The organism is uncultured Paenibacillus sp., from assembly GCF_963515335.1.
Taxonomy (GTDB): Bacteria; Bacillota; Bacilli; order Paenibacillales; family Paenibacillaceae; genus Paenibacillus_I.
Window position 1 is genome coordinate 1 of sequence record NZ_CAUPYC010000071.1, and the last position, 19,419, is coordinate 19,419.

Here is a 19,419-nt window from a genome sequence, read left to right on the forward strand (position 1 = left end):
AATACTGAGAATGAGCGAGAAAACAGGAGAAAACATTACTTTATAGTGGGAGGAAATAAAGGCGCGCGAGGCGGCGGCGCTTGACCGCCACATCATCGATCGTGTAAAGGAGGTGAAGCACCGCACCGAAGAAACGGTCATGGCCCTGCTCCGCAGCGAATCGCGAGTGTTAAACAAAGACGATCAGCTTCGTGCCACGGCTCGGCGCATCCTGGGCAAGCTGACGAGGCTGGACAACCAGTATGTGAAGTGGTGGAAGGCGCTCCTCGCCGTTGTTGCGGGATGGGGCGGCTACGCCATGCCGGTCGGCGTCCGGATGTTCCAGCGGCGCATGCGACAGATGGAGATGAAGCATGAAGTGGATCAATTGCATGCCGTCATTGCCATGCTGGCGGACATGGACCGAATGTCGGTCGAGCATCTGCTCATTTGGATGGAGCAGTTCGCCCGCGTGTTTAAGGAACCACTCCAGACCTGCCTGCTCCATTTCGAACAGGGCGCGGATCAGGCGCTGGCGCAGCTCAAAGAGGATGCTCCGTTTGTACCGTTCGTCCGCACGGTCGAAAAGCTGGAGCTGGCGGCGCAAAGTTTGCCGATTCGGGAAGCGTTCGACGATCTGGAGTCTGAGCAGGCATACGCGCAAGAGCAGCGCAAACAGGAGTATGAGCAGTTGATCGAGCAAAAGGCAGGCTGGGGGAAATGGATCGGATTTGCACCGATGATGGCCCTTATTTTCGGCTATCTGGTCATTCCGCTCGTCATCGTCAGCTTGCGCCAAATGTCCGTTTACTACGAGCAGCTTCAGCGCATTCAGTAAGCGGCCTTCTTGCGGTACTTTCCAAACGGGAAGTGCTATTTTTATTTCCTATTTTACTTAAAGGAGAGATCGATTCATGTCCAACGCGCAAAAAGCACTCGTGATGGCGGCTGGCATTTTTCTTGCCATCGCGCTCATTACCCTAGCAGTTGTGCTGTTTATTTCTGCACAAGACTCTACCAAGGCGGCACAAAGTAATTTCAGCAATATCCAGACGGAGCTATCGCAAACGGCATTTACGGTGTATGACAACACGACGTTATCGGGTAGCCAGGTCGTCAACGCGCTGCGCAAGTTCAGCGACCAAGACCAATTCGGCATCCAGATCGTCACCGGCAAAAATCCGATCGGCCAATGGTACGGCAAAGTCATCAATACGGGCGTTCCGATCGACAGCGTGACCTACGGCTCGGTAATTGGTGTAGCGCCTGGGCAACTGAGCCATACCGTCGATGAATCGGATATCAACTACGTCAATCCGAGCGGCAAATTCCGGGCGCAACTGGTGCACGACAGCAGCAACGTCATACGCGGCATCATTTTCCGGCAGCAGTAGGCGCTCCATGCCGTCATGACAACGCTGATGGGGCGTTCCTCTCATGAAAGGGAGTTAGACGGACGCCGCGGCTTTTCAAGGAGGGAAACCGATGGAACATGCCCCCAGAACGATGCTGGAGATGAGCGTGGCCTGCCTTCTGTTTCTGATGGCCGCCGCAAGCGGACTCATGCTCTTTCAAACCGGGGCCGCGCTGAACGCTACCGCCTATGTGTCGGGGAAGTCGCTGGAACGCAACATGCAGATGACGTTTTCGCCGCTCGCCGGTGACGGCACCGTATCCGGCGCAGAGGTGGCGCAGTCCATTGCCCGGCTGGAGACGGGAGACGCGGAAATCGTGGTGGACGGCGTGCGGTACGTACCGCCGCTCGATCGGGACCAGTTCATTCCCGCCGGGATTCGCTTGAATACCCGGTACACGGTGGTTAATGAGCGGGATGTGTCCGGGCGGCTGCTGCGCCTTATTTTCGTCTCACGTTAAGGAGAATGCCATGAACAGTATCTTGAAAATTTTCTCGGTGCTCGTTGCTGTTCTTTTGCTCTACCTCTACCCCATTGCCTCAGCGTTCCACCAACAGGACGACATTTCGGAACTGGTTGTCCTGAAAGCGACGACGACGTTTGTGGATGCGGTACGGGATAAAGGTTATGTGACACCGACCATGTACAACGACTTTATGGAGACGATTGCGGCAACGGGCAACATGTTCGATGTGCAAATGGAACACGGAAGCAAAAAGTATGTGCCGGTGTACGACGATCCGACAAGGCCGGAGACGTTTCGGGGTAGATACGAAGTGCATTACGACAAGTTTTACAACGCGCAGATTCTGCCCGTTCTGTTCCCGAACAGTGCGGTCTCAAAAGACGACCCGATGCGACGTTACAAGATGCGGGTTGGCGATACCTTTGCGGTCACGGTCAAAAATACAAACCGGACTCCCGGCACCATCGTGTTCGATTTTCTGAACCAGGCCATCAGTCCGAACGAAAAAATCTTCATTCCTTACGGCGGGGTGGTGCGTAATGAAGTTGATTGAATGGGCGATTGTCGCGGCGCTCATTTTCCTGCCGTTTGCGACGGTGAACCGGATTGAGGTCGAAACGCAGCGGAAAACGCTGCTCACCGAGCTGCGGTATAACGCCGCGCTGGACACGGCGGTGGATGACGCGGCGCGAATGTTGATCGTCAATGCCAGCCAGCAGTGGGAGACGCAATACGAATCGGACAAACGGGTGGCGCTGAACAAGGACGAGGCGATTGTAGCGTTTTATCGGACGCTGTATACCAACTTCGGCATTGCCGACGATTCCGTGGCGCAAGGCGTACTCAAACGGTATATCCCGGCTGTTGTGGTGATAGGGTACGACGGTTTTTACGTCTATGCCGAGGACGAGTGGACGGGAGCTGATAAACAAACGGAACGAAAACCGGTTTGGGGAGCGAAAAAGCCGTATACCTACGCCGATCCATCGGGCAATAGCCTTTCGTTTACGATGGACGATTTCGTCCTCGCTTACGATGCGGGCAGCCGGAGTTGGCACGAAGGCTTGCGGGCCGACGTCAGGCAGCAGACGAACATTGCGCTACTAAAGGACGCGGAGCGGTTCGAACAGGTGCGCCGAAGCACCATTGTCCGCGCAATCGAGGACGAGCTGGCCTACCGGATTAACAAACACAACGAATCGGTTTCCCGATACGGCTTTTCCTACACGTTCACGCTGCCTACCATTTCGCAGGAGGAATGGCACAATGCCGTGGATGACGTCGGGGTGCTTGCCTTTATCCAAGGCATTCCGATGGGAGGGAAGTTTTATAATAATTACGCACTTGGTGGAAGCCGGGTTCTCAAAAAACCGGAGATTGTCGGGGCCAGGAAAGGAAACATGAAGGTGTATTACCGCAGCACATGCGACTTTTCCTATCCGGTGGAAGAAACGTTTTCCAGCGAAAAAGTGGCTGCGCAAAAAGGGTATATGCCGTTTGGCTGTCCCCTTTCGCCATCTTAGTGAGAGCGGCGGCTATTTCGGAAAGTGGACACGCCGCCAAATCGGCTCTATGATGAACCTAATAGTTGAAATCTTCCAATCTCGTCATGATCAATAATTTTGAGAGGAGTGAATCGCGTGAGAAAATGGGTAATGGCAGGACTTGTCGCCTCGATGATTTGTAGTTTGTTCAGTGTGACGGCAAGCGCGGCGAGCAATCCTCCGTCCTTTGTCAGCGTCATCATGGACGGACAAAAAATCTGGTTTCCCGATGCGCAAGCATTTGTCGATGAAAACAACCGTACGCTCGTGCCGGTTCGATTCATCGCAGAAAAGATGGGCGCGAAAGTAGGCTGGAAGCCTAAAACAATGACCGTTCCAATTGAGCGGGATGACCTTCATATTTTGCTTACGATCGGCGAAAGCAAGGCGCTCGTCAACGGTGTGGAAATGACCTTCGATTCGAAGGCGATCACCAGCGGAGGCCGGACGTTTGTCCCGCTGCGTTTTGTCAGCGAAGCGCTGGGAGCGCAAGTGGTTTGGGACGGTCCAACCGCTACGGTGTTCATCAAGACAATTGAAGATGATCAAGCGAATGTTGACGATTGGGGCCGCCTTATTCGTACAACCAACTTGCCCAAGAACGCGAAAGACTATCCGTACATTCTAGCCGATGTGCCGAATGAGATGTATGAGATGGGTTATCCGCACTCCCACCCTACGGATAGCAAGGTTTCATTCGTTCTCTACTCGACCAAGCCGGAATTCAATAAGAAAAACGTGGATACTTGGATGAATCGGTTGAAATCATTCAGCGCTCTCTGGCTGAACGTGGATTACAAAACAATAGACGATACGTGGGCACAGGCCGTATTTGCCACCAAAATGCAAAACTCCAATGCGGAATTGAAATATATTCGGCGATATGTGGACTGGGTCAAACAAAACCACATCCAAATCGAAGGCTATCTTGATCCCGAGCCGTCCATGATTTATCGGAACGGATTTGGCGACAATTATGTCCGATCCAAATTTAGGATTAAATTCGTTTCGTATAAGGAAAATAAAGACTTACTTTATGATGAATGGTTCCCCAATAAAGAAACTTTTGAAAAAGGAATTTGGTATGAAGGCTATGCCGATATTTCAATGTCCACCAATGTGGGCGGTGATTGGGGCAGTACATTGAAGGTTGATCCGGGAGCCAGTTTGTTCCTCAATTATTTGATCAGGAAGGCGGACTCGGAATAGATGAACAAACACAACTTCATCAAAATCACGTTGAGCATGCTGCTGGCATGCTCTTTCTTATTGTCTGGTTTCCCGTTCCTAGCGAATGCAGCGACACCGATTGTTAGAGTGGAGGACGGGAAAATCAGCTTTGTAATCACCAGTACGGCAGCAACCTCGTCCATCAAATACAGGACCGTAGGCTGGACGGTGCGCCGGGATCAATTATGTACGAATACGACGCCCAAGCAGTGCGGCAATCCGAAAAGCGGCCAGCATGCTTCTTTTTTGGACCAGCAAGTACGGCAAGTCGACCAATACCCGAATCCGCCGATTCCCGGCCAGCCTGTCACGACCTACTACGAAGTCAGCGAGGCACTTGTTACGGAAGGCATGTGGAAGGCGGGAATGGGCGACATCAAAGACAACGACGACTTATATCTGTATGCCATCATGGTGTCAATCGATGGGAACGGCAATGTGCGCAAAGGTCCATTTTATACGTTAGATGAGATCAAGAGGGCCGAACCTTGGGCGCATCCCGACGATTTGGACGATTATTTCGGCTTGCATGTTCCTTATCGCAGTGCGGATTTTCCGGTCGATGTGATTGCCAAAACCGTGACCGGAAAAGTAATCAATCAACCTCAAGTCACATTTCAAAAGGGAAAGTACAAAATAGGAGAAACGATCAATCATGAATTTCCTGAAACCATCGAAGATAACGGGAAAACCTACTCGATTGTTCGTTCATACTTGTCGCCCAAGCAGGACCCGGCGAAGAAAGACTGGCTACAGGAAAATCCCGAAACGAATCCGAAGGTCCAAACGCGCAGCTTTACGGTTCATCTTGGCGGAACGGACGCGATAGCCGAATATGCGGAGAACAATCCGGTCAAAGCCATTTATCAGAAGGAAGACGGCACGAAGCTCAAGGAAGTGGATAAAGGCGTTTTCGCAACCGGAGAGGAAGCGAACCATACGTTTGAAGGGCAAATCATTTCTGGTGGACAAACGTATGAAATCATCCGCTCTTACATTACGAACAACAACAAGCCCGATGAGAAGCTGTTCATTCAAGAGAAAGGCGATCCCAAGCTCAAAGAGCGGTCCATTCTGGTTGGAACGGGCGGCTCCAACTTTATCGGCATTTACAAAACTCCCTCCTCTATAACGGTCACGTCCCGGATTGAAGCGCCGGAAACGGTTGACAAAAACGTGACCGAAGTGGACGGGAATTTTGTTTTTGAAGTCAAGTCGTTAAAAAACCTGAAGTCATACGAAATCATTGATATTCGGAATGCCAGGCTTGTTCAAACGGGCGAAAAAACCGGAACGCTCTCCGGAACTTCGGACAGTAAAACGATTCCGATCAAAATCCCGTTCACAACCGGCGACAATGCAAGCGTACAAATCACTGTCGTCGTGAAGGATGTGGACGCCAATACCGGGGATTCGACATCGGACCATACAGTGCGTAAAAGCGACGGCGGCGGAGATACGCAGCCCGGCGCTTCCCAGCAGGCCGAAGTGATGGAGCCCACCGTTTCTGCCGTCATTCAGGCGGATTCCCGCGGTGCAGAAAAATTTGATGTATTGCAAGGCATTCCGACATCGGAAAGTTTGTATGTGAACGCCTTGGCTAAATCGTATTTGTACCGCAGCACGTTCACGGAAACGACCGGCACGAAGCAATACCCGATTCAGGTGAGCAAATCGTATACGCTCACCTGGACGGAGACGCATCCAGGTCCGCCCGATGCGAACGGGAATTCGACGACCATTACGGTCCCGCGTTCAGATACACAGACGGTGACCAAAAACTATTCGATTGAGCGCAAGTATAGCTTCTGGACAATTCAAAACCTCGAAGTGTACGGCATTCAAAAGGCGACGGTCTCCAATTATGCGCTTCCTTCGGGAACGGTTACGCTTGTGCCGAGCGGCTACACACCGCCAACCGTTTCCGCATCGCATGATGCATCGCTTGGTGCGCATATGACCGATCCGGTCTATTCGAATGTGACGCTTCCCGGACAAACGATTTCCGGCGGTTCCAGCCGACCTTTCGTACCGAATGAGGACTGGAAAAACGAGGCCGAGAAAGCGATTGGCAAGATCAAAGTGAAAAACGACTCGCTTATCTTTATTGGAAATACAATTATGGACAACCGAATCGTTGAAGAAAAAGCGCCGACGCCGGGCGCGATACCGGCTCCGCCGATGATCGGGCAAGATGTGCTGTACGGCAAAGGCTATCTCATCGACGCTTCCAAAATGAACAAAGCGAATCAGCCAAGCACCGGCACGATATCGTATTCCCTAATTAAAGGCATCGGCGGCGGTGGGGACAAAACCTATCCCATTGGCGGCATCAATCCTGTGACCGTGCATTCGCCGGTGGTGAACTATGCTGCGGTGTCTGACGATCAGGCCCACAACCAGAAGACGCAACCGACTGCCGGACGATCGGCGCTCATTTTAGACCGGCCCTTCACCGTGACGATTCCGACAAACGGCCCGCATAAGGACATCAAGGGCTACGGCAATCGGGACTATGCCAAGTACGTGAGAGACAAACAGGTTTGGTTTCCGTTCGATGTATTTAAGGCGGATCGCACGACGTTCGTCCCGAAAGAAACGTGGGTGTCCATCCCGGTCGGACAGATGCAAACGACCTTCTTTTTGCCCGTTTGGGTGGATGAGGGCAATTACAACGTGTTATTTCGAACGTTTGCCGAGAACAGTCCAGCTTCCTTTACATCCCAGATGAACGCCAATCTTGACTTGTCCAACCATGTGGCTACGCAGGTGGTTCCGGTGGAAGTGATCGGCCGTCTCTATGACTTCCGCATCACCGATATTGCCGATTTTGCCTGGGAATCGGTGTTCCGTACCCAAAAGGGCAGCGCGAAACCGACAGGAAACGCCTATTGGGTTGGGACGAAAGGCATTGACGGCGCACCGCGCGGCAATACCCCTCCATACGTGCTGCCGGTGCGGCAAGGCAGTCCCCCGGAGAGCGGCAAGAAAAACGTTGCGGTCAAAACGGGCTATCATTTCAAATTTGAAGTCATGACGAAAGGCAACATGTTCAGCGCGGGCGACGGCATCCGCATTACACCGACGTTTTATTTTGTGGACAGCAAGGGGAAGACCCGGCAGGAGGTCGATCTTTATTACCATTCGGGCAATCAGCGGTTTATTCGCATCGGCTCCGGCGACGATGTTGAGAAACGGTATGTGACGCTCGACGCTCGTCTGCGCAATGTGCCGAGGCAGGAATTGACCGATACCGCCGCGACCCTTTGGTCGTTAAACGGTTCGCCGGGAGCCAAACAGACGTTTATCGATCAATATATGAAGGATGCGCAGAAGCCAACGTATGTCGGCGGCTACGACATCATGCTGCTGCCGCCGCAGCTTCGGACGTTTGTCGGCAGTATGAACGTACCTTCCGGCGTCAATGCGGCCCGCGCCAACGCTTCGGTGCAAAAGTGGTATGCCGAGTACAGTTTGCCCGCCGCACCATATGTGGTGCCGAAAGGTTTTAACTTGGCGGAATATGGACGGAAAAACCGACTGGATGACCATGCGCCCATCTTCCTGAAAGATGGGTATATTATCGTCAATTTCAATCTGGAAACGATCCGCAACCGGGACTTGAACCATCCTCATTTGCAGTATATGTACGGGCCGCTGAACAACCAATGGCAGATGGAAGGGTATCAGCGCAGCTTCATCGATCCGTACGGTGTGACGTTTTCGTTAAAGGATGGCGACGTAATCTTCTATTATGCTAATTTGTCCAGCTACGACGATTATGGCACAGGGGGAACTCATTAAAGGAAAACTCATTTTTATACCAGCCGGGAGGAAAAGAACATGCTGGAAAGATTGCAAGCGGCCGCTTCGGAGGATGCGGTCTATTTTTATTCCGCTTCGATGGACAAGGATACAGCACGTGGATGCATCGGACATTTGCGCGGTTATTTTGGCAGCAGCGGCGAGACGTTCTGGTCAACATGGTTCGAGGATGAGCCAGCGCTCAAAACGCCGTCTTTCCGGGCAGAACTGGATGAAGTGGTGCAGGCTCTGACGGAACAGGGGCTGCTTGAAAGCCGCAGCCGGATGCACCGTTTTTGCCTGTCGCATCCGGAAGCCCGTTTATCCGGGGCATGGCATTCCGGCGTATACGGCTTTTGTTTTCAAACGGAGCGACATCGGTATTACCTGCGTTGTTTCCCGCATGTAGGAGACTACAATTTCTATCTGTACTGCTACGTCCGGCCGGATCGTTTGTCGGAACGGTCGCCGGAGCGTTAACGTCTGCCGAGGAGGAAGCCTGTGAACGATCTCACCCGGTATAAACTACTAGGCCGGACTGAAAGTCCCTCCTGCCGCGAAGCTGCTGTACAGCTACCTGTTGGACCGCGCGAGCGGGCGGCATGGTTCCGTCTTATTGTCCGGCAAAAAGCTGGCTTTGGAGGTGGGCCTTTCCCCTTCCGCCGTCCGCCGTAATCTGCAACTCTTGCAACATATCGGACTCATTCGGGTTACAGCCCAATATTCGGAAGAAGGCATCCGCCTGACCAATCAAATTACGTTTCTGTAAGGGAGGTGCGACATGACAGCCAAGTTGCAACGCATCGTCGAACTGGCTGCCAGCACGGCTCGCACGGTGACGAATCAGCCTGACCTCTGGGCGGATTTTTTGCGGACGGCGGCCTGGAACTATAAATATCCGTTTCAGGATCAACTGTTGATTTACGCCCAACGTTCTGACGCGACGGCCTGCGCGCCGATTGAAGTTTGGAACAAACGGCTGGATCGCTGGGTCAAACGCGGCGCAAAAGGGATTGCCCTGATCGAAGATCGGGGCAATCACTTGAGTCTGCGCCATGTGTTTGACGTATCGGATACAGAGAGCAGACGCCAGCCGCAGGTGTCGCTTTGGCGCATGCAGGACAGCGACACGGCTCACGTGATCGAGACGCTGGAAAATGCGTTCGGCGCATCGGATGAAATCGAACCGCATGCGGAGCTGCCTGCTGCGTTCCTCGCTGCTGCGCGGAATGCGGTGGATGACAACAGCGCCGATTACGTGGCGGAGTTGGTGAAAGAGCGAGAACACAGTTTGCTGGAAGACCTGGATATTCCACATGTGGAATTACTGTTCAAGCAAGCGGCTGAAACGGCCGTCGCTTACATGACGATGACCCGTTGCGGATTAAATCCCGCACATTACATCAGCATCGAGGATTTGTCCGGCATTGGTTATTTCAACACGCTTCCTGCGTTGTCCCACTTGGGCGCGGCGATCAGCGATGTGTCCGAGATGATGCTGCGGGAAGTGGAATCAACCGTTCGGGCGCTGCGCCGGGATTTACAACGTGCGAACGAGGGGCAATCGTTTCGCACCCTTGCAAGACCCGATTCCTTGCCGCACAATGAAGCTACTCTACAAGAAAGGAAGGATGAGCATGGAACTGACCTATTCGCCGCAAGGGGACTATCTGCTGCCCAACCTGACGCTAAGCGTAGCGGAGACGACCATCGGGAAGTACGGGATGATGCGCAAGACGTTTCTGAAAACCGAGCGAAAGGGCATGTACGCCCATCTGATGTTGTCGGAGCAGTTGAACCGGCATCTGGCGGACATCGACCGGACAGCGCGGGAGCAGATCGACCGGACGATACAGGAGCTGCTCACATCTCGCCCGGCACCGGACAAGGCGAGCGATCCGCTGGCCTGGACGGGACACATGAACAACCTGAAGCAACAAGCGGAGGAACTGATTCTCACGGAACTGATTTATCATTAAAATGGTTTGATCGTGAAACGGAGGACCGAAGTCTTCCGTTTTTTCATGACCAAGCCATCATTAATGACATGCTCCGAGCCGCGCTGCTGCGGGAGAGCAAAGCGGATATTGAATCCTTTTTCAATGCCCATGAGTATGAGCGCGAGCGTCTGTTGTATGTGCGCGGTTTGTTTCCGATAGGCATCACCGAACTGACGCTGGATGAAGGCGTGCAGGCTGGGTTTGAACCATATCGCAACGTTTTGCATTTGTGGACGGGTACGGCGGATGAACCCACGGCACAAAGCTTTTACGATTGGGGTGTCATAGCCGGGCATATCGCCAGCATGATACTGTTAAACGATTTTGACTTGCCACGAAAGACGGAACCATCCATCCAGCAACAGACGCTGTGGATGGAACAAGCGGAGGACGCAAAAGCCTCCGCTTTTTTCATGCCGCAAGCGGTCATTGACGCCATTTTGCAAAACGGCAGCGGTTTTGAGAACGGCAAGTATCGAATTGCGCTATATTTCCAGCAGTCGCTGTCCGCACAGGAGAACGCCGATTTCCTGAAACGGGAATACGGGATCGGCGGGCGTCTCCCTGCGCTAATCGGTACGGATATTCACATGAATTACGACAGCAAAGGCATCACGCTGACACGCGGCTCCATCATGAATCCGGATACTCAGGTAGTGCTGCCGTGGGTGAAAGTGCAGAAACGTATCGGCGAACTGCTGGCTGCGGGACGGTACTTGAATCGGCAGGAAACCGAGCGGTTGCCCGGCTTCGCGGAAGAACAGGAGGAAATGCGGCGACAGCAAGGGGCGGAAATGGCCAGGCACGATCTGACGCAACCGGATGCATCGTCATCGGAGGGGCTTCCCCAATCGGACGCGCAAGCGGAACTGGAACGCATGCCGGTGAATCGGGAACGGGCGCGCTACGGTTATGACGTGGGTAGCATCGTCTGGATTGGTGCGGACGAATATGAAGTGGCACAGTTGGAGCCACGAACGGTTGTGTTGCAAGACCGGCAGTTCCCTTTGTTTATCAAAGAATTGAATCGCAGGGATTTTGAGCGTATGCTGCGCGAAAATCCGCTGAACGATCATCTGATTACCGGAGAGCGGGAGCCGGAACTGGCAGACGAGGCGGCATGGGAAGAGGTAGAAGATGCGGATCCTCTGGAAGAGTCGGTGACGGATGGGCTAGTGCCCATATCGCAATCAGACGCTGCCCTTTCACCTGCTCCCGAGGTCAGCCGTTCCGCGCCAGCCCATCCGTCTGTCCCGGCTGTCAACTACCGGATTACGGACGACGAACTGGGGCATGGCGGCGCAAAAACGAAGTTCAAATGGAACACAGAAGCGATTCGTCTGCTGAACAAATTGGATCAGGAGCAGCGGCAAGCGACAGCGGACGAGCAGGCGGTGCTGGCTCGCTACGTCGGATGGGGCGGCATTCCGCAGGCATTTGACGAAGCGAACACGCAGTGGGCAGCCGAATTTGCGGAACTGCAAGATTTGCTGGAGCCGGATGAATATGCGTCCACTCGTGCGTCAACGCTGAACGCCCACTATACATCGCCGACCGTCATTAAGGCGATGTACGACTGTCTGGAAACGATGGGCTTTCGCAGTGGCAATATTTTGGAGCCGTCCTGTGGTGTTGGCAATTTCTTCGGGCTGGTCCCGGAGTCGTTCCAAGACTCGCGGCTGTTTGGCGTGGAGCTGGATAGCATTACGGGCCGCATCGCCAAGCAGCTTTATCCGCAAGCGTCGATTGCGGTCAGCGGCTTTGAACAGACGAATTTTCCGGACAGTTTCTTTGATCTCGCCATTGGGAATGTGCCGTTCGGCGGTTATGGTGTGGCAGATAAACGTTACGACAAGCACAAGTTTCTCATCCACGATTACTTTTTTGCAAAAACACTGGACAAAGTGCGTCCGGGCGGCATTATCGCCTTTATTACGTCCAAAGGGACGATGGACAAGCAAAACCCTGCGGTACGCAAATATATTGCGGAGCGCGCCGAACTGCTCGGTGCGGTGCGTCTGCCGAGCAATGCGTTTCTGGCCAATGCAGGAACCGAAGTGACCGCCGACATTTTATTTCTGCAAAAACGAGATCGCATGGTCACAGTCAGTGAGCAAACCGAAGCATGGCTTTCACTTGCCGAGACAGTGGACGGCGTGCCGGTGAATAGCTACTTCGTCGCCCATCCCGACATGGTGCTTGGCACAATGGCCTTTGACGACCGGATGTACGGCAACCGGCAGGAAACGACCTGCAAGCCCTATCCGGACGCCAATCTGGATGAAGTGCTACGCGAAGCATTGTCCAACATCCATGCTGAATGGGTGGAGCTGGAACGGGAAGACCAGCCGGAGGAGGAAGAACCTTCCCTCCCTGCTGACCCGTCTGTCCGCAATTTCAGCTTTGCGCTGGTGGACGGTCACATCTACTTTCGGGAAAACAGCCGCATGCGGCGCGTGGACACTTCCGCGACGGCAGCAGGCCGCATCAAAGGGATGATTCAGCTACGGGATACCGTGCGCGAGTTGATCGAGTATCAAACCGAAGACTACAGCGATGAGATGATTCGGGAGCAGCAGCGCAAGCTGAATGCGCAGTATGACCGGTTTACAACGCATTACGGCCTGATAAACAGCCGCGCCAACAGTCTTGCTTTTTCGGATGATAGTTCTTACTTCTTGCTCTGTTCGCTTGAAATCGTAGACGAAGAAGGACGGCTGCTGCGCAAGGCGGATATGTTCACCAAACGCACCATCCGGCAACGCACCAACGTGGAACAGGTGGATACGGCTTCGGAGGCGCTTGCCGTTTCTATCGGCGCTAAAGCCCGTGTCGATCTACCGTATATGGCGGAATTAACCGGCTTGACGGAAGAGCAACTAATGGAGGAACTACGCGGCGTCATCTTTCCCAATCCCGAAAATCGGGATGAAACCGATCAACCGATCTTTGAAACGGCAGATGCGTATTTATCCGGCAACGTGCGGGAGAAGCTGCGTATGGCCAGACAATTTGCGGCCTATGATGCTGAACGTTACAGCGAAAACGTCAAAGCGCTTGAAGCGGTGCAGCCGAAAGACCTGGATGCCTCTGAAATTGATGTCCGCTTGGGGGCAATCTGGCTGCCGCCGGAAGACGTTCGGCAATTCCTGTTTGAACTTGTGGACACGCCGCCGATGTACCAGACCTACATTAACGTGATGTATTCCGAATATACGGCTGCCTGGAACGTTAAAGGCAAAAGCGATGACCGCAGTAACAATATTAAGGCAAACGTTACTTACGGCACAAACCGCGTCAATGCGTACAAGATTCTTGAAGATACACTGAATTTGCGGGACGTGCGCATATTTGACACTGTGTATGAAGATGGCGTGGAAAAGCGCGTCCTGAACAAGCAGGAAACGGCCATCGCTCAGCAAAAGCAGGAGATGATGAAAGAAGCGTTCCGCGACTGGATATGGCGAGATCCGCAGCGGCGTGAACGGCTGACAAGGCTGTACAATGACAGGTTCAACGCCATTCGTCCTCGTGAATACGATGGCAGTCATATTCGATTCACTGGGATGAACCCGGAAATCCGGCTGCGCCAGCATCAGATCAATGCGGTTGCAAGGGCGTTGTATGGCGGCAACTCCCTTTTCGCGCATTGTGTCGGTGCGGGCAAAACGTTCGCGATGACCGCCGCGGCTATGGAAAGCAAGCATTTGGGGCTGTGCAACAAGAGCATGCTGGTTGTACCCAATCACCTGACCGAACAGTGGGCGGCGGAGTTTTTGCAGCTTTATCCGTCGGCGAATATTCTGGTGGCGACCAAAAAGGACTTTGAAACGAAAAACCGCAAAACATTTTGCGCGCGGATTGCCACCGGAGATTATGATGCGATCATCATCGGCCATTCGCAGTTTGAAAAAATTCCGATTTCAACGGAGCGTCAGCGCCAGCAACTGTATGAGCAAATCTCGGAAATTACAAGCGGTATCCGGGAACTCAAGGAAGCCAAAGGCGAGCGGTATGCAATCAAGCAGCTTGAAAAAACGAAAAAGACGCTGCAAATCAAGCTGGAAAAGCTGAACGACACCAGCAGAAAGGATGATGTCGTTACCTTCGAGGAATTGGGCGTAGACCGTCTTTTCGTAGACGAAGCCGATTCGTACAAGAACTTGTTTCTTTATACGAAAATGCGCAATGTGGCCGGACTGTCGCAAACCGAAGCGCAAAAGTCGTCGGACATGTTTGCCAAATGCCGCTATCTGGACGAGTTGACCGAAGGCCGGGGCATCATTTTTGCGACGGGTACGCCGATCTCCAACTCCATCACCGAGATGTACACGATGCAGCGCTACTTGCAATACGAGCGGCTCAAGCGGCAAGGCTTGCAGCATTTCGATGCGTGGGCATCCACATTCGGCGAAACCGTCACAGCGATAGAGCTTGCACCGGAGGGAACGGGCTATCGGGCGAAAACCCGGTTTGCTCGTTTTTACAATTTGCCGGAGCTGATGAACGTCTTTAAGGAAGTGGCAGACATTCAGACGGCGGACATGCTCCGGCTTCCGGTTCCAAAAGCCCACTTCCACAATGTTGCTGTGCCGCCAAGCGAGTTCCAACGCGACATGGTCACCGATCTCGCCCGCCGCGCCGAACGGGTGCGAGCGAAGCAAGTGGAGCCGCACGAGGACAATATGTTGACGATCACCAATGACGGACGCAAATTGGCGCTCGATCAGCGGCTGGCCAATCCGATGCTCCCCGACGACGAAGGAAGCAAGGTCAGCGCTTGCGCGGACAACGTCTACCAGCATTGGACGGACAGTCTGAAAGAGCGGCTCACGCAACTGGTGTTCTGCGATCTATCTATTCCGAAACAGGATGGCACTTTCAGCGTGTACGACGAGCTGCGGCGTAAACTGATGGATAAGGGCATACCGCCTGAAGAAATTGCCTATATTCATGACGCTAATACGGAAGTTAAGAAGAAAGAACTATTCGCCAAAGTACGCAGTGGGCAGGTTCGGGTCCTGCTCGGATCGACATTCAAGATGGGGGCGGGTACGAACGTGCAAACGAAGCTGATTGCCCTTCACGACCTTGATTGCCCTTGGCGTCCGCGCGATTTGGAGCAGCGCAGCGGGCGCATTATCCGGCAGGGGAACCAGAACAGCGAGGTGCATATTTTTCGCTATGTGACCGAGAACACGTTCGACGCTTACCTTTATCAAACGCTGGAGAACAAACAGCGCTTTATTTCGCAAATCATGACCAGCAAATCGCCGGTTCGGTCAGCCGAAGATATTGACGAAACGGCTCTTTCCTATGCCGAGGTGAAGGCGCTAGCGACCGGCAATCCGTACATCAAAGAGAAAATGGACTTGGACATCCAGGTATCCAAGCTCAAGCTGCTCAAAGCCAACCATTTAAGCCAACGTTACGCGCTGGAGGATCGGCTGCTCAAAATGCTGCCGCAGCAAATCAAGTCTACGGAGGAACGCATTGTCGGGTATGAGCAGGACGTGGCCTTGTTCATGCGCGCCCAAGCGTCGGAAAAGGATAGCAGCGACGATTCCCGTTTTCCCGGTATGACCATCAAAGATTACACGTACTCGGAACGTGCTACTGCGGGCGTTGCCCTGCTGGAAGCCTGCAAAGGCATGACCTCTCCCGATCCGCAGGAAGCAGGCAGTTACATGGGCTTTTCCTTATGGCTATCGTTTGATAGCTTTGCAAAGGAATACAAGGTGACGCTGCGCGGCGCATTGGGCCATACGATTACGTTAGGACCGGATGCAGGCGGCAATATCACGCGAATAATCAATACATTGTCGGATTTGCCGAATAAGCTCGCCTATTGCCGTGACCAGCTCGCAACACTCAAGCAACAGATGGTAACGGCGAAGGAACAGATCGAGGCACCGTTCAAGCAAGAACAGGAACTGCAAACGAAGTCCGCGCGGCTCGCGGAGTTAAATGTGCTGCTGAACATGGACAAACGGGAAAACGAAGCCGTGGACAGCGTGTCGGATGAGGAACCGGAAGCACCCGAACGGCGGGTTGCGGATCGAGAGCGATAACAGCAATGGAAAGGTATAAATCACATGACGAAATGGACTCCGGCTTTTGGGGTCCTTTTCGCATTTCTGGAGGAACGCACATGTTGTATACCATCCCAAGCGGCGGCGGATGCTTTTGCCCGATTCTACCGCCTATTTGTTACGGAACCGATCCGACCGAGGAGGGAGAAACCGTGCCGGAATTGGAATTGATATCCAAAGGGAAGAACGGATTTGGAGACACGTATTATTACATCCGTGATTCGAACGGGGTGACCAGTCAAGTCTATGAAAGCGAGTTAGACGCATTCATGAAAAAGAAAGGCGCTACAGAGTTGAGGGAAAGAAGAGCTTATCTGTATCCCAAAAAGAAGGGTAAGGCACGATGAACAAATGAAGCAGGATGAAAGAAAATCAGCCTTACAATTAAGAGACACGATTTTTAAAGCCCGTTGTGGCTAATTTACTTTTTTCGAGAGGAACTACGGCAATGAGCTATGTAAGCAAGGAACAAATCGAACGTGCAAAGCAATTGGACCTGCTCACCTATTTGCAATGTTTCGAGCCATACGAACTGGTGCGATGCTCGCGCAACGCCTATTCGACCCGCTCCCACGACAGCCTTAAAATCTCCAACGGTAAATGGTTCTGGTGGTCTAGTGGGATCGGCGGTCGTTCTGCGCTGGACTACCTCATTAAAGTAAGAGGCATGTCGTTTCCCGATGCGGTGCTGCAAATTGACGGTAATCCACCCGTTCACATGGATCCAGCTACTCCTGCCATCCAGCAGGATGGTTCAAATGCGCGACTGGAGCTTCCCGAACCGTATGAGAATTCGAATCGCGTCATCGCTTATCTCTCCAAACGCGGCATTTCCCGCGACGTAATTGATTTTTGTCTCAAAACGGGACGACTGTACGAAAGCCGAATGTACCACAACGCGATTTTTGTTGGGTTTGATTTGCAAGGCACTCCGCGCTATGCGGCGATTCGCGGGACAACCAAAACCCGATATATGGGCGAAGCGCCAGGCAGCGATAAACGGTATTCGTTCGCTATACCGGCCGATGATAACGGCACAGAGTTGCACTTGTTTGAAAGCGCGATTGACCTGTTATCGTACTGTACCCTTTCGGAAATCTCCGGGAAAGTCTGGCGACAATCGCATCAACTGTCGTTGGCCGGCATATACAGCCCAAAAGAAAACAAGGATGAGGGCATTGCCCCGGCTGCACTTACCAACTATTTGCAAAGCTATCCTGAAGTGGAGCACATGGTGCTTCACTTGGACAACGACGAACCGGGCCGTTCTGCGGCAGCAATGATTCAGCAATTACTCAGCCAAACCTACGAGATTTCCGATGAACCGCCAAACAGGAAAGACGTTAACGACGACCTGATGATTTATCGTAAACAGCGCGAGGAGCCAACTCGATAGCACCGCTCGGTACAATGGTAATCAGAGCAGTGTCGGGCGAAAATAGAGGTGGCTTCAAAATTCTAATTCCGAGGAGGTAAGGCATGAGCGAACAGGGAAAAAATGAGCAGGCCGAGGAAATTGAGAAAGCACTTTTGGAGGCAGAGGAAGAAGCGCGAAACGATCCGACACGTTTAGGTCATCAAACGGTGATGGATCGTGTACGCCGGGTAATAGGCAAGGAACGTTGATGGAAGCCAAATACCATTATGTTTCGCACGAAGACGCTGAGCGATCAGCGTCTTTTTGTCGTTTCGATACCCCTCCCCTTTTTCCCGGCAGGTGCCTTCAGGGCGACGCGATCGTTACATCCAACCGGATGTAACGATCAGGACCGACAACCCCTATCATGTTGCGGATATCGACGAGTTGCAGGCCATCGCGGAAAGCATTCGGAAGCATGGCGTGATCTCGCCGCTTGTCGTGCGACCGCGGGATGGAGGAGGTTATGAAATCATATCCGGACACCGACGAAAGGCGGCTTGTGAAAAAGCGGGAATCGCTGCGGTCCCCGCCTTCATTCGTGAAATGGACCGAAACGCCGCGATTATCGCCCTGGTGGACAGCAATCTGCACCGCGAGCATGTGTTGCCGTCCGAAAAAGCATGGGCCTACAAGATGAAGCTAGATGCCATCAAACGGCAAGGGCAGCGCAACGATTTGGCCGATAGCGGAACTCCTGACCAACTCGGACAGAAGTCGCGGGAGCGCGTTGCCGTTGATGTAGGAACGAGCGCGACGCAGGTGCAGCGCTATATCCGGCTGACTGAATTGATTCCGCCGCTTCTGGAAATGGTGGACAGCGGCAAGGTGGCGTTCAGTCCTGCCGTGGAGCTGTCCTATCTGTCCGAAAAAGAACAGGAAGCCTTGCTGGAAACGATGGGTAGCGAGGAACGCACCCCTTCCCTTTCCCAAGCCCAGCGCATGAAAAAACTGAGGGCCAACGGCCTGCTCGACATGGACGCGATTTTCAAAATCATGATCGAGGAAAAACCGAGTCAACGGGAACAAATCAAGCTGCAAAAGGAAAGCATCAAGGACTATTTTCCGAAGGGCTATACGGCCCAGCAGATGGAACAGACCATATTGAAGCTGCTGGAGGAATGGAAGAAAAGGAGGGAACGGGGCCGCGAGAACAGCCGCTGACTTTTTCCCGGCTGGTATTTGGGGTAGTAGTACCAGCGAAGCTGACACCATCCGCAAAGTAGATGTAATTAAATGGGAGCAACAGCTACCGGATGAGAGGGAAGCTGCCACTTCCCCCAAGCGCAGACGGTCAGCGAGTGGGTCATTTTTAAGTTGGCGTTAGTGGGTCAATTTAAATCCGGCCTTGACATACGCAACAGTCTTGAATTTTTTTCCGTAAATCTAAGCTCCCAATTTCGCTTCAAATGATCTTCTCGTAACTATTCAGTAAACCCGCTTAAATAAGCTGAAGCTGTTTTCGGAATTGC

At 52.9% G+C, this 19,419-nt stretch carries 15 protein-coding genes; 14 read left to right on the top strand and 1 reads right to left on the bottom strand.

What is annotated here, in order from left to right; genetic code table 11:
• The first annotated feature begins 112 nt into the window (after nt 1-112).
• The 8 genes from RWM61_RS17210 to RWM61_RS17245 all read left to right on the top strand — a co-directional run bounded on the left by RWM61_RS17210 (nt 113) and on the right by RWM61_RS17245 (nt 8,918).
• Nucleotides 113-817 (top strand): hypothetical protein, encoded by a 705-nt coding sequence (locus tag RWM61_RS17210; protein WP_314003060.1) that lies wholly within the window; start codon nt 113-115, stop codon nt 815-817.
• Nucleotides 818-893: 76 nt separating this feature from the next.
• On the top strand, nt 894-1,373 hold the full coding sequence (locus RWM61_RS17215; protein WP_029198508.1) for a hypothetical protein: 480 nt from the start codon (nt 894-896) through the stop codon (nt 1,371-1,373).
• A 91-nt stretch (nt 1,374-1,464) separates the two neighbouring features.
• Nucleotides 1,465-1,854, top strand: a complete 390-nt coding sequence (locus RWM61_RS17220) for a hypothetical protein (RefSeq protein WP_049868219.1) — start codon at nt 1,465-1,467, stop codon at nt 1,852-1,854.
• A 10-nt stretch (nt 1,855-1,864) separates the two neighbouring features.
• A complete protein-coding gene (locus RWM61_RS17225) occupies nt 1,865-2,413 on the top strand; it encodes a hypothetical protein (protein ID WP_049868218.1) in 549 nt (182 codons plus the stop codon).
• Nucleotides 2,400-3,383 (top strand): hypothetical protein, encoded by a 984-nt coding sequence (locus RWM61_RS17230; protein WP_314003066.1) that lies wholly within the window; start codon nt 2,400-2,402, stop codon nt 3,381-3,383. Before RWM61_RS17225 ends, RWM61_RS17230 begins: the two co-directional genes overlap by 14 nt.
• A gap of 117 nt (nt 3,384-3,500) precedes the next feature.
• Nucleotides 3,501-4,613, top strand: a complete 1,113-nt coding sequence (locus RWM61_RS17235; protein ID WP_314003068.1) for a copper amine oxidase N-terminal domain-containing protein — start codon at nt 3,501-3,503, stop codon at nt 4,611-4,613.
• Nucleotides 4,614-8,438, top strand: a complete 3,825-nt coding sequence (locus tag RWM61_RS17240) for a DUF5704 domain-containing protein (protein ID WP_314003070.1) — start codon at nt 4,614-4,616, stop codon at nt 8,436-8,438.
• Nucleotides 8,439-8,477: 39 nt separating this feature from the next.
• On the top strand, nt 8,478-8,918 hold the full coding sequence (locus RWM61_RS17245; protein WP_049868215.1) for a hypothetical protein: 441 nt from the start codon (nt 8,478-8,480) through the stop codon (nt 8,916-8,918).
• Nucleotides 8,919-9,051: 133 nt separating this feature from the next.
• On the opposite strand, the gene RWM61_RS17250 is transcribed toward RWM61_RS17245, so the two are convergent.
• Nucleotides 9,052-9,756 carry a hypothetical protein gene (locus tag RWM61_RS17250; RefSeq protein WP_314003072.1) on the bottom strand — a complete coding sequence of 235 codons (705 nt, stop codon included), beginning with the start codon at nt 9,754-9,756 and terminating at the stop codon, nt 9,052-9,054.
• A 319-nt stretch (nt 9,757-10,075) separates the two neighbouring features.
• Here RWM61_RS17250 and RWM61_RS17255 point away from each other — a divergent pair, with 319 nt between their 5' ends.
• The 6 genes from RWM61_RS17255 (at nt 10,076) to RWM61_RS17280 (ending at nt 19,111) form a co-directional block, all read left to right on the top strand.
• The gene (locus RWM61_RS17255) at nt 10,076-10,417 is read left to right on the top strand and encodes a TnpV protein (protein ID WP_314003074.1); all 342 of its coding nucleotides are present in this window, start codon (nt 10,076-10,078) and stop codon (nt 10,415-10,417) included.
• 3,587 nt (nt 10,418-14,004) lie between these two features.
• Entirely contained in the window at nt 14,005-16,509 is a 2,505-nt protein-coding gene (locus tag RWM61_RS17260; protein ID WP_314003080.1) for a DEAD/DEAH box helicase family protein, read from the top strand.
• A gap of 80 nt (nt 16,510-16,589) precedes the next feature.
• The gene (locus tag RWM61_RS17265; RefSeq protein ID WP_153783373.1) at nt 16,590-16,877 is read left to right on the top strand and encodes a hypothetical protein; all 288 of its coding nucleotides are present in this window, start codon (nt 16,590-16,592) and stop codon (nt 16,875-16,877) included.
• A gap of 101 nt (nt 16,878-16,978) precedes the next feature.
• The gene (locus tag RWM61_RS17270; RefSeq protein ID WP_227880851.1) at nt 16,979-17,926 is read left to right on the top strand and encodes a DUF3991 and TOPRIM domain-containing protein; all 948 of its coding nucleotides are present in this window, start codon (nt 16,979-16,981) and stop codon (nt 17,924-17,926) included.
• A gap of 83 nt (nt 17,927-18,009) precedes the next feature.
• Entirely contained in the window at nt 18,010-18,156 is a 147-nt protein-coding gene (locus tag RWM61_RS17275; RefSeq protein ID WP_153783375.1) for a hypothetical protein, read from the top strand.
• A 91-nt stretch (nt 18,157-18,247) separates the two neighbouring features.
• Complete coding sequence (locus RWM61_RS17280; RefSeq protein WP_227881114.1) at nt 18,248-19,111, top strand: ParB/RepB/Spo0J family partition protein; 864 nt, start codon at nt 18,248-18,250, stop codon at nt 19,109-19,111.
• The last annotated feature ends 308 nt before the right edge of the window (nt 19,112-19,419 follow it).

Coding starts and splice junctions, on each gene's coding strand:
- RWM61_RS17215 (WP_029198508.1), top strand. CDS start 894: ATGTCCAACGCGCAAAAAGCACTCGTGATGGCGGCTGGCATTTTTCTT.
- RWM61_RS17220 (WP_049868219.1), top strand. CDS start 1,465: ATGGAACATGCCCCCAGAACGATGCTGGAGATGAGCGTGGCCTGCCTT.
- RWM61_RS17225 (WP_049868218.1), top strand. CDS start 1,865: ATGAACAGTATCTTGAAAATTTTCTCGGTGCTCGTTGCTGTTCTTTTG.
- RWM61_RS17230 (WP_314003066.1), top strand. CDS start 2,400: ATGAAGTTGATTGAATGGGCGATTGTCGCGGCGCTCATTTTCCTGCCG.
- RWM61_RS17240 (WP_314003070.1), top strand. CDS start 4,614: ATGAACAAACACAACTTCATCAAAATCACGTTGAGCATGCTGCTGGCA.
- RWM61_RS17245 (WP_049868215.1), top strand. CDS start 8,478: ATGCTGGAAAGATTGCAAGCGGCCGCTTCGGAGGATGCGGTCTATTTT.
- RWM61_RS17250 (WP_314003072.1), bottom strand. CDS start 9,756: ATGTGGAATATCCAGGTCTTCCAGCAAACTGTGTTCTCGCTCTTTCAC.
- RWM61_RS17255 (WP_314003074.1), top strand. CDS start 10,076: ATGGAACTGACCTATTCGCCGCAAGGGGACTATCTGCTGCCCAACCTG.
- RWM61_RS17260 (WP_314003080.1), top strand. CDS start 14,005: ATGAACCCGGAAATCCGGCTGCGCCAGCATCAGATCAATGCGGTTGCA.
- RWM61_RS17265 (WP_153783373.1), top strand. CDS start 16,590: ATGTTGTATACCATCCCAAGCGGCGGCGGATGCTTTTGCCCGATTCTA.
- RWM61_RS17270 (WP_227880851.1), top strand. CDS start 16,979: ATGAGCTATGTAAGCAAGGAACAAATCGAACGTGCAAAGCAATTGGAC.
- RWM61_RS17275 (WP_153783375.1), top strand. CDS start 18,010: ATGAGCGAACAGGGAAAAAATGAGCAGGCCGAGGAAATTGAGAAAGCA.